Annotated in this window: 15 protein-coding genes; 10 read left to right on the top strand and 5 right to left on the bottom strand. The window is 62.4% G+C overall.

The features are described 5' to 3' along the window. The first annotated feature begins 53 nt into the window (after positions 1–53). The 9 genes from ACOZBP_RS08965 (at position 54) to xth (ending at position 8,796) form a co-directional block, all read left to right on the top strand. Positions 54–575, top strand: coding sequence for an SgcJ/EcaC family oxidoreductase (locus ACOZBP_RS08965; RefSeq protein WP_422676079.1), 522 nt, complete (start codon positions 54–56; stop codon positions 573–575). 178 nt (positions 576–753) lie between these two features. Beyond that, on the top strand, positions 754–1,944 hold the full coding sequence (locus tag ACOZBP_RS08960; RefSeq protein ID WP_422676078.1) for a GAF domain-containing sensor histidine kinase: 1,191 nt from the start codon (positions 754–756) through the stop codon (positions 1,942–1,944). Positions 1,945–2,157: 213 nt separating this feature from the next. Beyond that, entirely contained in the window at positions 2,158–2,505 is a 348-nt protein-coding gene (locus ACOZBP_RS08955; RefSeq protein WP_422676077.1) for a hypothetical protein, read from the top strand. Positions 2,506–2,547: 42 nt separating this feature from the next. Next, on the top strand, positions 2,548–3,186 hold the full coding sequence (locus ACOZBP_RS08950) for a hypothetical protein (RefSeq protein WP_422676076.1): 639 nt from the start codon (positions 2,548–2,550) through the stop codon (positions 3,184–3,186). 581 nt (positions 3,187–3,767) lie between these two features. Beyond that, positions 3,768–4,256, top strand: coding sequence for a ferritin-like domain-containing protein (locus tag ACOZBP_RS08945; RefSeq protein WP_422676075.1), 489 nt, complete (start codon positions 3,768–3,770; stop codon positions 4,254–4,256). Positions 4,257–4,753: 497 nt separating this feature from the next. Beyond that, positions 4,754–6,184: a DUF1254 domain-containing protein gene (locus tag ACOZBP_RS08940; protein WP_422676074.1), complete on the top strand. Its 1,431-nt coding sequence runs from the start codon at positions 4,754–4,756 to the stop codon at positions 6,182–6,184. Next, positions 6,181–7,482, top strand: a complete 1,302-nt coding sequence (locus ACOZBP_RS08935) for a DUF1254 domain-containing protein (RefSeq protein WP_422676073.1) — start codon at positions 6,181–6,183, stop codon at positions 7,480–7,482. The genes ACOZBP_RS08940 and ACOZBP_RS08935 overlap by 4 nt, the downstream gene beginning before the upstream one ends. A gap of 160 nt (positions 7,483–7,642) precedes the next feature. After that, positions 7,643–7,885: a hypothetical protein gene (locus ACOZBP_RS08930; protein WP_422676072.1), complete on the top strand. Its 243-nt coding sequence runs from the start codon at positions 7,643–7,645 to the stop codon at positions 7,883–7,885. 137 nt (positions 7,886–8,022) lie between these two features. After that, the gene (gene xth / locus ACOZBP_RS08925; protein ID WP_422676071.1) at positions 8,023–8,796 is read left to right on the top strand and encodes an exodeoxyribonuclease III; all 774 of its coding nucleotides are present in this window, start codon (positions 8,023–8,025) and stop codon (positions 8,794–8,796) included. A 22-nt stretch (positions 8,797–8,818) separates the two neighbouring features. On the opposite strand, the gene ACOZBP_RS08920 is transcribed toward xth, so the two are convergent. The 4 genes from ACOZBP_RS08920 to ACOZBP_RS08905 form a co-directional block, all read right to left on the bottom strand. Then, positions 8,819–9,283 carry a DUF6894 family protein gene (locus ACOZBP_RS08920; RefSeq protein WP_422676070.1) on the bottom strand — a complete coding sequence of 155 codons (465 nt, stop codon included), beginning with the start codon at positions 9,281–9,283 and terminating at the stop codon, positions 8,819–8,821. 104 nt (positions 9,284–9,387) lie between these two features. After that, complete coding sequence (locus ACOZBP_RS08915; protein WP_422676069.1) at positions 9,388–9,720, bottom strand: hypothetical protein; 333 nt, start codon at positions 9,718–9,720, stop codon at positions 9,388–9,390. An 87-nt stretch (positions 9,721–9,807) separates the two neighbouring features. Then, positions 9,808–10,080, bottom strand: coding sequence for a hypothetical protein (locus ACOZBP_RS08910; protein ID WP_422676068.1), 273 nt, complete (start codon positions 10,078–10,080; stop codon positions 9,808–9,810). A gap of 32 nt (positions 10,081–10,112) precedes the next feature. Then, complete coding sequence (locus ACOZBP_RS08905; RefSeq protein WP_422676067.1) at positions 10,113–10,334, bottom strand: hypothetical protein; 222 nt, start codon at positions 10,332–10,334, stop codon at positions 10,113–10,115. Between the two features lie 249 nt (positions 10,335–10,583). Here ACOZBP_RS08905 and ACOZBP_RS08900 point away from each other — a divergent pair, with 249 nt between their 5' ends. Beyond that, on the top strand, positions 10,584–10,820 hold the full coding sequence (locus ACOZBP_RS08900; RefSeq protein ID WP_422676066.1) for a DUF378 domain-containing protein: 237 nt from the start codon (positions 10,584–10,586) through the stop codon (positions 10,818–10,820). A 410-nt stretch (positions 10,821–11,230) separates the two neighbouring features. On the opposite strand, the gene ACOZBP_RS08895 is transcribed toward ACOZBP_RS08900, so the two are convergent. Beyond that, entirely contained in the window at positions 11,231–11,977 is a 747-nt protein-coding gene (locus ACOZBP_RS08895; RefSeq protein ID WP_422676065.1) for a Crp/Fnr family transcriptional regulator, read from the bottom strand. Between the last annotated feature and the right edge of the window lie 91 nt (positions 11,978–12,068).

Raw genomic sequence — 12,068 nt, 5'->3', positions numbered from 1 at the left:
CACCGACCTAACTTGAGGTATCGTCGTTTTTTGAGCTACGTCAGGACATCAACATGGATCGCCGTAGCTTCGTCGTCGTTGCAGCACTCGGCTCCCTTGTCGGTTCGACCGTCGAGGCCGCAGCTTCGACAGGTGATGCTCAGGCGGTTGCCAGTCTGCTTGCCGAATATCAGGCCGCTTGGAACGCGGGTGACGCCGCTCGAATGTTCCGGCTGGCGACAAATGACATTCACTGGGTCAACATCGTCGGAATGCACTGGCAGGGCAGAGCGCAGGTTGAGCTGGCGCACCAAGTATACTTGGAAGTGATGTTCAAAGGCGTGCCTCTGATGCTGGAGGAAGTCGAGAGTGTCGTGCCCGTTGGAACGGGCGCGCTATCTGTCGTCGCACGCTGGGATATGGGCGCGTTCACCACGCCAGACGGCAAGGCTGTGCCGTCCTCAAAGGACCGGATGAGCCTTTTGCTCCTTCGAACATCAGACGGACTTAAGATTGCCCATGGCGCGAACGTTCAGATTGATCCAGTCGCTCAGCAGTTCGACCCGGTAAAAGGTCCTCCATCCGTTGACGGATAAGGCCGCTCTGCATCACGATCCTCAGAGCAGGAAGTCCGCTTCCTACCCTTGAGCGAACTTCGCTTCACGACCCATAGCGGACCTTGCTCAACAGGCTGGCAAGGTGCCGCTCCACGTCTGACGCAACCTTTCCATCACGTGGTCCGCGAGTTACCACTGCGGAATGTCAGACAGTCCGGTGATTTCTGAACCTCCCTCGCCCGCCCTGCTGGCAGATGTCGCGCTTATCGCAAAGCTCAGCGCGGTGTCAGGTATCCTTGATGTCGTGTGCCGCACCACGGGTATGGGTTTCGCTGCCGTCGCCCGGGTAACTGACGAAAAATGGATTGCATGCGCCGTCAGGGACGATGTCGAGTTCGGATTGAAGCCCGGCGGAGAACTCGAACTCAAGACCACGATTTGCGATGAAATCCGCGCCAGCCACGTCCCCGTCATCTTCGACGACGCCGCGCTAGATCCCGCATACGCCGACCACCACACCCCCCGTATGTATGGCCTGCGCAGCTATATTTCCTTCCCGATCATTCGATCCAATGGGGACATGTTCGGCACCCTGTGCGCCATCGATCCCGCGCCCCACCGCGTCTCGACGCCCGAAGTCCAGGAGATGTTCAGGCTCTTTGCCGAGTTGATCGCCTTCCACATCGACGCTGCGGATCAACTGGAAACGAGCGCATCGGAACTGCGCGCGGAACGGGAGACTGCCGAACTCCGCGATCAATTCATCGCCATTCTGGGCCATGACCTGCGAAATCCTGTCGCGGCAATCGACGCCGGCATTCAAATCCTGTCTCGTTCAAGCCTTGAGCACCGCGAGCGTCAAGTTGTGGCACAAATGGCCGCCAGCGCGAAACGGATCGGTCGCCTGATCGATGATGTTCTGGACTTCGCCAGAGGTCATTTAGGCGATGGCCTCCTGATGGACCTGCGCGGTGACGATCAGATCAGGCCGATAATCGAACAGGTCATCAGCGAAATCCAACAAGCGCATCCACAGCGCGTTATCCGCTTCTCTATCGCAATCAACGAGCAGATAGCGGGCGACCCCGAACGGATCGGCCAGCTACTGTCTAACCTGCTCGGCAATGCGATGGTGCATGGCTCTCCCGATCACCCGGTTGAGGTCAACGCCAGGGCCGAGGCGGGCGAGTTCTTCCTGTCGGTAGCGAACGGCGGCAAGCCAATCCCGGCGGAGGCGCTTCCGAACCTGTTTAAGCCCTTCACAAGGGCCTCTCTCGATCAAGCGGCGGGCGGGCTTGGGCTGGGTCTATTCATCGCCTCGAAGATCGCCGAAGCCCATCGCGGGACGCTGACAGTCCACTCGGACAAGGCGCTTACGCGGTTCACATTGAGAATTTCGCACCCCTAGACAACGTTTCCTTTCCACCCCTCGCTGACATCGACGGCGACCGCTTTCCGGTCCGGCGGCCAACGTCCGCTTTCGGTGCCGAGACCCAGGACCGAAGCCGACCTGTTGCGGACACTAGAGCGCCCGCCGTGATGTTCCCCAAGTTCCAAACTGAGCCGTAGGAACGATCCTGACGGCGAAGCCTTCCAACCGTCTCCTTGGAAGGGAACTGCTATGATCAAAACACTTGTTGCCGCTTCGGCGGTCGCGGTCCTCGTGACCGCATGCGGAAATAGCGACAGCGCGGAAGCTCCTGTCGAAGGACCGGCGGTTTCGAGCGCCGAGGCCCCCGTGAACCCGCCGATCGACACAGAAGACACGTCTGAGAAGGCCACGCTCACGCCCGGCGCCAACTCCTTCACTGAGGGGCAGGCCCGCGAAGCCATCGAGAAGCAGGGCTATAGCGTGTCAGGACCGCTGACTCAGGACGCGAATGGGATTTGGAAGGGCCAAGCCACCAAGTCCGGTGGCGCATCGACGACCGTGAGCGTCGACTACAAGGGCGTCGTCACGCCGCAATAAGCTCATCGTTCGGTTTTTATCTACGACTAAAGGAGCCTTCACATGGCGACCATCACGCGGCTGTTCGACAGCCACACCGAAGCCCTCGACGCAGTAGCGGAACTTGAAGGGAGCGGCGTCCCTCACGACAAGATCAGCATCGTTTCGAACAACGCCGACAACTGGCACTCAGGATCTTCACGCGGCAGCGGTGGCCCGCTGGGAGATCAAAACGGCGACGGCGAGAACGACGTGGCCGACGGCACCGGCAAGGGTGCTACGACGGGCGGCCTTCTAGGCGGCGGAGCAGGCCTTCTCGCCGGTCTGGGCATGCTCGCGATCCCGGGCTTGGGCCCGGTCGTAGCGGCCGGTTGGCTTGCCTCCACCGCGGTCGGCGCGGCGGTCGGCGCGGTAGCAGGTGGAGCTACTGGGGGTCTCCTCGGCGCGCTGAAGGAAGCGGGTCACTCGGATGAGGAGGCTAACGTCTACTCGGAAGGTGTTCGTCGCGGCGGCACGCTGGTTAGCGTCAAGGCGGATGAGAACGAGAAGGACAAGCTGGAGCAGATCCTCAACGGCAAACGTGGCTACGATGCAGCGACCCGAGGGGAAGCTTATCGTCAGTCCGGCTGGACCCGGTTCGATCCCGACGCCGAACCCTACAGCACGACGCAGATTTCTGAGGAGCGCGCGCGCTACCGGTAAGTGAGCCGAGTTCGGAGAAGCGAAAGATGGCCCAGTGGTTCTCCACTGGGCCATTTCGCTGACTGGGCCACAGAGCGCGATGCGAGACTTCCTTCGCGGGGTGACTGGCGATGCTTGGTTGATGCCGTTCCGCCTGTCGGGTTCCCGACACTTCTGGCGCCGTTTAGCCCCCGAATGTAACCCGACCCGGCGCACTCTCAGCTATTCGGCAGAGATCCTCCGTTGGCCGCATCGCCATCCCGTTAAGGGTTAGGGTGGCCCCATACCTCAACTGGCTGGCGATCTGGATCAGGTCCTCCACGGATCGTGTGTCCGAATAAATGACTAGGCTGCCTCCGCATCGCGCTAGTTCGCAAAGCTCATCGACGGACCTTCTTTGCATCGGCTCCTCGCGTTCAAACTATTAGATCCGGCATTACAGCTAAGCAGTCTTGTGACCGTCAAGTCGTTGGGCAGGCTTTTGTCGTTCCATGGCGTTGGGGTTAGATCTCGATTGGCGTTGGCCAGCCGTGCCGGGAACCAATGGCCGCCTCGCTCTTTTCCGGTCCGCGCGCTGGGCGCATCACCCCGAGGATTTTTACATGGCCGAGAAGACACTCGACACCCTGTTCCACGACACGCTCAAGGACATTTATTACGCCGAGCGGAAAATACTGAAGTCCTTGCCTAAGATGGCCCGGGCCGCGCAGTCCGCTGAATTGACGTCCGCATTCGAGAAGCACAAGGACCAGACCGAAGGCCAGATCGAGCGCCTCCAGCAGGTGTTCGAAATCATCGGCAAGGCGCCCCGCGGCAAGACATGCGACGCCATTGAAGGCATTCTGGCCGAGGGCGACGAGATCATGGAAGAGTACAAAGGCACGCCTGCCCTGGACGCTGGCCTGCTGGCCGCCGCCCAAGCCGTCGAACACTACGAGATCACGCGCTACGGCACACTGAAGCGTTGGGCCCTAGTGTTGGGCTTGAATGATGCCGCCGCTCTGCTGGACGAGACGTTGCAGGAAGAGTCCCAGACCGACGAGGACCTCACAACGATCGCCGATGCTGCGGTAAACGCCGAAGCTCTTTAGACTGCGAAGTAGTCGGGCACGGGCGGCCGGATGATCGGCTGCCCGTCTCGCGCTCTGTGGTCGTGGACGCGTCCGTCGTCACGGCTATGTACTCGTCAGTTTAGGGATTGGCTGCTGCCAGCGGATAGAAGATCAGCCATCTGGTGGCTTCGAAAAGAAACTCTTCGAAACTCCGTAGGAGTTTCAGGAAGTCCAAAGTCGCTGTTCCGCTTAAGGCGGCACCAGCCTGCCACCCTTGCATTAGATGCCTGCTTCCCACCCCTCGCAGACAGCGACCACTTTCCGGTCCGGCGGCCAACGTCCGCTATCGGCGCCGAGGCCCAGGACCGAAGCCGACCCCTTGCCGACATTGAGCGCAAGCGTTTCAAAAACGTCGGAAAGCGCTTGGGTATTTCAAGTTGCTGGCCTCGGGTAACGGGCATAGCGCATGGGGGGATTCACCTGACTGATCCCGGCCCGTCTAAGGGGCAGGTTGAACTCCTCGAGGAGCACAGCCTATGACCCACGTCGACCCCACGGCCATCTCGAACCGAGGATCCTCGCCGGGCGGCGGCGAGAGCGCCACGCGGATCGGGCCGCTCAATTTGGATCGCCAGGGCCTGCCGGATCAGGCGGCCATTGACGCCATCTACGCCGAGCGCGACTTCCAGCGGGCCTGCCAATGCTACCTCTGGGGCCTTCCCCTGGTCGCCTACGGCCAGTGGCAGAATCAGCACGAGACCGTGTTTGGGGCTAAGGACGGCGACATCGTCAAATACGTCTCGGTGCGAGACAAGCTGGGGCTGATCACCGCCAATGCGACAACGCCCTATGTGATGGGGTTCGTGAACACCTCGCATACGGGACCGCTGGTGGTCGCGGTTCCCCCGGGCGAGGTCGCGGGCGGTTTCGGCGATTTCTGGGAGCGGTCGATCACCGACTTCGGCCTGACCGGCCCGGATCGCGGCAAGGGCGGGCGCTACCTGCTGCTGGGTCCGGGACAGGAGCCGCCGAAGGGGGTCACCTACGACTTCGAGGTGCGGTCGCCGACGGTGAACGTCTTCCACGCCTTCCGCATCCTGACCACCGATCCGGCGGAGGGCGACCGCATCCTGCACGGCTATCAGGTCTATCCGGCCAGCGCTAAGAACCCGCCAAAGACGCGCATCCTGACCCCCGACGGGCGTCCGTGGAGCGGGACCCAGCCGACCGGCATGGCCTATTGGGAGCGGCTGAACGAATACCTCCAGATCGAGCCGGTGCGCGAGGAAGACCGTTTGTTCATGGCCATGCTCAAGCCACTGGGCATCGAGAAGGGCAAGCCGTTCCAGCCGGACGCAGCCCAGACCCGCGCCCTGACCGACGGGGCGGAGATCGGCCAGCTGATGGCCGTAGCCAACTCGTTCGACAAGCGGTTCGAGACCGCGCGCTACGGCGGGCAATGGGATCGCGCAGTGAATGTGGCGATGAGCCAGGAGAGCGAATTCTATTCCCAGCTCGATGAGCGCTCGTCGTGGTTCTACGAGGCGGTCGGTCTATCGGAGGGGATGACCACCCAGACCCCGGGCGAGGGGCAGGTCTATCTGTCGTCCTATCGCGACGCCCAGAAGCAATGGTTCGACGGCGGCAAGACCTATCGGCTGCATGTGCCGCCGGACGTGCCCGCTGGCCAGTGGTGGTCGGTGGCGCTGTACGATGTCGAGACGCGCTGCTTTATGGACACCGAGTACGACAAGGTGGAGATCGGCTCGCGCACCGACTTGGCCAGGAACGCCGACGGATCGGTCGATCTGGTGTTCGCGCCGGAGCCGCCGACGGACTCGCCCGAGAGTAATTGGGTTCCGACCGTGCCGGGCCGGGCCTGGTTCACCTACTTCCGGCTCTATGCGCCGCTGAAGCCCTATTTCGACGCCAGCTGGAAGCTGCCGGACATCGAGGTGGTGAAATGACCGATTCAGCCAAAGTGTCCGCTTCGCCGGACACCGCCCGTGCGATCGCCGCGGAGGCCTACATCTACGCCTATCCGATGCTCGACAACTACGCGACCTGGTTCAAGCAGGCAGTTGATCCTGATGCTCCGGAGTATGTTGGCGGCTTTGGACAGTTCCGGCATTACTCCGAGCCTTCGACCCCCAAGAACCATGACGTGGTCACGCCCAACAACGACACGCCCTACTCCTGGGCCTGGCTGGACTTGCGGGCGGAGCCTTGGGTTTTGAGCGTCGCCGAGGTGCCGTCCGGTCGCTACTACGTCAGCCAGTGGGTCGATCTGTTCACCTATAATTTCGCCTATGTCGGCTCGCGGACCACGGGCAACGGAGCAGGTCATTACTTGTTCGCTGGCCCCCGCTGGGATGGCGAGACGCCGACGGGCATCGACAAGGTTTTCAAGGCGGAGACCGACATCGTCGGCACCTTGACGCGGACGCAGCTGGACGGGCCGGAGGACGTGCCGGCGGTGCGCGCGGTGCAGGCGGGATTAACCCTCCAGCCGCTGAGCGCCTTCCTTGGCCAGCGTGCGCCGCCCGCTGCGCCAGCTATCTCATTCCCTCCATATGACGCGGCGCGAGCGCACGGCCACGACTTCATCACCTACCTTAACTTCCTGCTGCAGTTCGCCGAGCCGCCGGATCCGAGCGAGGTCGAACTGCGCGAGCGTTTCGAGACCATCGGCATCGGACCGCAATGGACCTGGGACGCCAAGACGCTGGAACCGGCCTTGCTCACGGCGATCGACGCCGGGATCGAGGACGCCAAAGCCGCCATGGCCGCGAAGTTGGCCGTGACCCTGAGCTCTAACGGCCTGTTCGGCACCCGGAACGACAACGGCAACGACTATATGTTGCGCGCCGTGGCGGCCAACAAAGGCATGTATGGCAACTCGATCGACGAGGCATGGTACGGCGGTTATGTGGGCGATGGAGCCAAACCAGCGAAGATTTACTTTGCGCCTGGCCAGTTGCCGGAGGCGCGGTTCTTCTGGTCTATCACCCTCTACACCCTGCCTGATCGGTTCCTCTACGACAACGCGATCAACCGCTATTCCATTGGGGATCGGACAGAGGAACTGAAGACCGATGCGGACGGATCATTGACCCTTTACATCAGTCACGAGGCTCCGGGGCCTGGGCTGGAGTCCAACTGGCTTCCAGCGCCGGCCGGAAAGTACAGCCTTGTGGCGCGTATCTACGGCCCGTCAGAGGCGGCGAAACAGGACAGGTGGAAGCTGCCGCCCCTTCAATCCTAGCCTCGACGTCAAACAGTCACTGTCTGGCTGCCTTCGCTCGGCCGCAGAATGTCCGCTAGCCACCCCCGCCTGTCCTTGAACCCTGCCCTGCCCAACGACTTAGGCACCATGCGCACCATCATGGCGGCCGACCGGACTTTGATGGCGTGGATAGAGGCCCATGCTGGCGCTCTATAGATATATCGTCACGCAACCGGACAAGGAATTCATGCTCGACAACGCAGCCGCCACGGACGCCGTCGCCTACCGTGAAGGAGCCCGTTTCGCCGCTGAATTGCTCGCTGAACAGTCTTCCCCCGGTCAGAGGCCTGTCAGCTTTGGCCTGGTCGTTCTGAACCCCGAAAGCCGCGAGATCTGGCGCGTGGACATCGAGGCTTCAGCTCCGCCATATGCAGCTTCATGAGGCGACGCCGGCCTGGCGTCCGCGGAACGACTTTCGCGGCAGCCGCCTTTAAACCCCATGGTCTTTCTACCTCTCGCTCGAACCGCCATTGCGTTTGACGCGGGTTGTCGGACCTCGCCTTTCTGGATTGGCGCGCGATGAGGATCGCTACCTATAACGTCAACGGGATCAACGGCCGGTTGCCCGTTCTGCTCCGATGGCTGGAGACGAGCCGCCCGGACGTCGTTTGTTTGCAGGAGCTCAAGGCCCAACAGGGGAACTTTCCCGCCAAGGCCCTCTGCGACGTCGGATATGAGGCGATCTGGCTGGGTCAGAAGAGCTGGAACGGGGTCGCAATCCTGGCGAGAGACGCCGCCATTCATCCGACCCGCCGGGGCCTCCCTGGCGACCCCGACCCAAGCCAGAGCCGCTATATCGAGGCTGCGATTAACGGCGTTCTGGTGGGTTGCCTCTATATGCCCAACGGGAATCCCGCGCCCGGTCCCCGGTTTGAGTACAAGCTCGCCTGGGCGGAAGCCTTCATTGCTCATGCCGCCGGGCTGATCGAGACCGGCGCTCCGGTGATCCTGGCGGGCGACTACAACATCATCCCGACCCCGGCGGACGTCTACAAGCCAGAGCGCTGGACAGAGGACGCCCTCTTTCGCCCCGAGGCGCGCCACGTCTTCGGCCGCCTGCTAGACCAGGGATGGACAGACGCCCTGCGCCTCCACCACCCGCAGGAAACCCTCTTCACCTTCTGGGATTACTTCCGGAACGCCTACGCCCGCAACGCGGGACTGCGCATCGACCATCTTCTCGTAAGCCCGTCCCTCGTTGATCGCCTCCACGCCTCCAGCGTCGATCACGAGGTCAGAGGTTGGGACCGATCAAGCGACCACGCTCCGACCTGGATCGAGATCGCACCCTGAAGCAACCGGCCAACGGCCCAGGTCAGAAGGACAGGCCGTTTTCAATCCGGCGAAACAGCGTGAGGGCCTGAGCGTCGTCCAGAGCGTCGATATCGACGCCGGCGGTGAGATCAACCAGGAGATCGATCACAGTCCCGCAGGCCGCGCTGTCGGTCGGCGCCTCCGACTGCACCCAGGCCGCTATGGCGGCGAGCGTGCTTAGCGCTTCCTGATCGGTCATGGGACTATCCTGAAGCGCTGCAGCGGCGGCGATCTCACGCATTTCCCATAAGGCCTTGCGACAGGCGTCCGGGTTCTCTCGTCGTTCGTTTGGCGCAATCGCGGCGACGGCTGGCGTCGCCACGACGCTCACAACCAGCTGGAACAGGATCTCGCCTTGGCATGAAAAGACAATCATCCGCGCCTCGCGCGAAATCCAAAAGCCGGGTCCGTCGTCCCGAAGAAGCTCGCCCAAGGTGCGAACCGCCTCGACCTGGGCCTCCTGCATTGAGGCAAGGCTCGCCTCCCACCTGAACCTTGCACCCTCAGGCCCAGCGTCGGACTCGAATATGAAGCTGAGCATCTTGCCCTGAAGCTTGCGCGTTTCCGAAATCAGCGGGACGAAGGCGCAGCGTCGATCTCCGGAGCGCGACCAGAGGCCGCGCGATCGTCCGGGCTGGCGGGCGCGTCCATGGACGCCGTGGCCGCCTCATCCTGGAAGGCGGCGGCGTCTTCGACCTGCGCCCCGTTGTCGACGGGCGCGGCGGCGAAGGGGCCGGCCCAGAAGGCCCAAACCAGCGCGAAACCGACAGCCGTCAGCACCAGGCCTCCCAGGAGGACCGCCACGATCCGCAACCCTCTTCGACCCTGGCGGACGTACTGAGCCTCGACCGGTCGGTGGTTCCTCACGGCCCTGGCCGAGGCTTCATGGGGATTGTGGGGCATGTTCGTCCTTCTCACATAGGATCGGCGCGGTATTCCGCCCTGCGAACGCGTCCTCATCGACGCCTCGTGCTGTTCTGCAACAGCCCCTCACAGGCTCAGAAGGCCGAACATGAGCATCAAGAGACCGACTACAGCCGCGCATCCGTACCAGAAGCTCGGCGTGAGGCGCGGCCCCCCGGGCTGGAATACAGGCTCCGTCGGGAGAGGATCGCGCGGCCCCTCATCGGCAGGGACGACCGAACGCGCGCCTCCGGCCTCTTCATCGGCGCCGGCCGGAGCCATGCCCGGATCAAATATCGGCCTGGCGTCATGGCCGCGGCGACGCCAGTGGGCGTCCTTTTCCTGAAGGGGGTGAGGCATGCGAGCTGAATCCATGGCCCGAACCGTGGTTCCTATTCGGCGGTCGTGGGTCGGGAAGGCGACACTGGAACGGACCGCTCCTCGCCCACATGGTGTTCAAAGCGCCCGCTTTCGACCTCTGTGCGGGAAAACACCTCCTCCTGACCGTCGATCAGCAGTTCGTCCGCCAGATCGTCAGACACCTCGGTCTCGCGGTCATGACCGCCCGTCCCCGGAGCGCCCGAGCCGGGCTGATCCTCCGCTGTGCGCTCCATGCTGAAGGCTTCGATCCTATCGGACCCTTGGTTTCTTTCCATGGTTCTACGCCTCTTGTTCAAGTCGGGCCCACGAGAACAATCCCTCACGGCGCTCACAGGTTCGAGCTGCGCTGCGCGTTAGGACCGACCGTTCTGGCAGGACGGGCTGAGAGGGCGGCGGGATCCTGCAACTCTGACCGATACCGGTCTTATCGGAACAAGGAGGAGGGCCCGCCCGATTGACCAAGATCGTAGGGAGGACAGACAATGAAAGTCGTCAATCTCATCACCCTTTCTCTGGTCATCATAGGAGCCGTCAACTGGGGCCTTGTGGGCGCCTTCAATTTCAATCTCGTTTCCGCCCTTTTTGGCGACGGCTCCATAGTCGCCCGCGGCGTCTACATACTTGTCGGACTTTCGGGTCTCTGGCAGTTGGCGCCCTTCGCCCGGGCCTTCCAGATCGATGAGCCTCGCGCTGAAGCCGGCCGTAGCCTTGCCCGCTGAGCCTCCCGCGAGACGGGCCGCGCCCAGTTCGGGACAGGTTTCGGCCAGCCATGTCAGGGACCTAGCCACGATCTGCTTCTGTTCCATTAAGGGCGATGCATGGGGGCCGTAGGATCAGGCGGCGGATGAACCCTCTGCCGCAGCCGGTTCGTCCAGCCCCCAGTTGCGGTAACGGAGAAGCTCGTCGGCCAATGTTGCGCCGACAGATTAAGGGAGCCATCTCGAGAAGGCGAACGCCCCGCCTTCGTCGAGGATCGCGCGGCACATGGCCATTGGAAGATGACCTCTTCGGCAGCTTCAGAAACGGCTTTGTCCCACCCCGGTCGAGCGACACGCCCTCTATTTCATCTTGGTCAAGGGCGCCGACGAGAACAGCCACGCGGGGCTGTGGTCCGTCCGTAAACTCGGGTCTAGGCGATGGCTCGCAAGAGGTCGGCTGGCGCTTCCAGATAGGCTGCCTCGAACTCACCAAGGGCGGCCAAGGCCGCCAGATCCGGCAGGCGCACCCTCCCCCCGGACATTTCGATCAACCCTTCCTCTCGCAGTTCCCCTATGATGCGGTTGACGTGCACTGCGGACATTCCAAGCATGTCCGACATCTCCGTCTGGGTCATGGGAAGTCGGAAACCGTCGCCCTCCGTCAGGCCCACGATCTCCATCCTCATGAAGAGTTCGCAGAAGAAGCGGGCCAACCGCTCCTTGGCGTTCTGCACGCCCAGGGACAGCACCCATTCGCGGCTGATGGCCCCGTCGATCAGGGTTTCCAGCCAGAGGCTGCGCATCAGTTCCGGTTCTTCACGGATCAACCTGTCGAGCGCTGAATGGGAAATGACGGCCGTTCTGCAGTCGGTCAGGGCGGTAAGGCCCTGCGGCTGTCGCTTTTTCAACAAGGAGCCAAGGTTCACAAAATCTCCGGGAATACAGATCTCTGTGAACTGCCGCCGCCCATCAGCCAAAAGGCGGTAGCGCGCGCATAAGCCTGACGTCAGGAACATGCATGTCGATGCATGAGCGCCCTCTACGACCATATTTTCCTTCGCAGAGACCAGTCGCGACGAGGAGAAGGCTTGGGCTAGCCGGTTGATGGCCCGAGCCGGGACCTCCCGGCGAATGCTGAGCTTCGCGAACAACAGACCATAAAGATCAGTATCGGACACTCTCTGCTCCATACTGGCTGCGTGCGCTCACGCGCCATGGCTCGTCTGGTTCGCCTTTTGATCGATCCACGCAGTTTGACTGCGTGTCACG

This window comes from Brevundimonas sp. NPDC058933, assembly GCF_049315965.1.
Taxonomy (GTDB): Bacteria; Pseudomonadota; Alphaproteobacteria; order Caulobacterales; family Caulobacteraceae; genus Brevundimonas.
The sequence above is the reverse complement of the archived record's forward strand: the minus strand, read 5'-3'. Positions and strand labels throughout refer to the sequence as shown.

Coding starts and splice junctions, on each gene's coding strand:
- ACOZBP_RS08965 (WP_422676079.1), top strand. CDS start 54: ATGGATCGCCGTAGCTTCGTCGTCGTTGCAGCACTCGGCTCCCTTGTC.
- ACOZBP_RS08955 (WP_422676077.1), top strand. CDS start 2,158: ATGATCAAAACACTTGTTGCCGCTTCGGCGGTCGCGGTCCTCGTGACC.
- ACOZBP_RS08950 (WP_422676076.1), top strand. CDS start 2,548: ATGGCGACCATCACGCGGCTGTTCGACAGCCACACCGAAGCCCTCGAC.
- ACOZBP_RS08945 (WP_422676075.1), top strand. CDS start 3,768: ATGGCCGAGAAGACACTCGACACCCTGTTCCACGACACGCTCAAGGAC.
- ACOZBP_RS08940 (WP_422676074.1), top strand. CDS start 4,754: ATGACCCACGTCGACCCCACGGCCATCTCGAACCGAGGATCCTCGCCG.
- ACOZBP_RS08935 (WP_422676073.1), top strand. CDS start 6,181: ATGACCGATTCAGCCAAAGTGTCCGCTTCGCCGGACACCGCCCGTGCG.
- ACOZBP_RS08930 (WP_422676072.1), top strand. CDS start 7,643: ATGCTGGCGCTCTATAGATATATCGTCACGCAACCGGACAAGGAATTC.
- xth (WP_422676071.1), top strand. CDS start 8,023: ATGAGGATCGCTACCTATAACGTCAACGGGATCAACGGCCGGTTGCCC.
- ACOZBP_RS08920 (WP_422676070.1), bottom strand. CDS start 9,283: ATGCAGGAGGCCCAGGTCGAGGCGGTTCGCACCTTGGGCGAGCTTCTT.
- ACOZBP_RS08915 (WP_422676069.1), bottom strand. CDS start 9,720: ATGCCCCACAATCCCCATGAAGCCTCGGCCAGGGCCGTGAGGAACCAC.
- ACOZBP_RS08910 (WP_422676068.1), bottom strand. CDS start 10,080: ATGCCTCACCCCCTTCAGGAAAAGGACGCCCACTGGCGTCGCCGCGGC.
- ACOZBP_RS08905 (WP_422676067.1), bottom strand. CDS start 10,334: ATGGAGCGCACAGCGGAGGATCAGCCCGGCTCGGGCGCTCCGGGGACG.
- ACOZBP_RS08900 (WP_422676066.1), top strand. CDS start 10,584: ATGAAAGTCGTCAATCTCATCACCCTTTCTCTGGTCATCATAGGAGCC.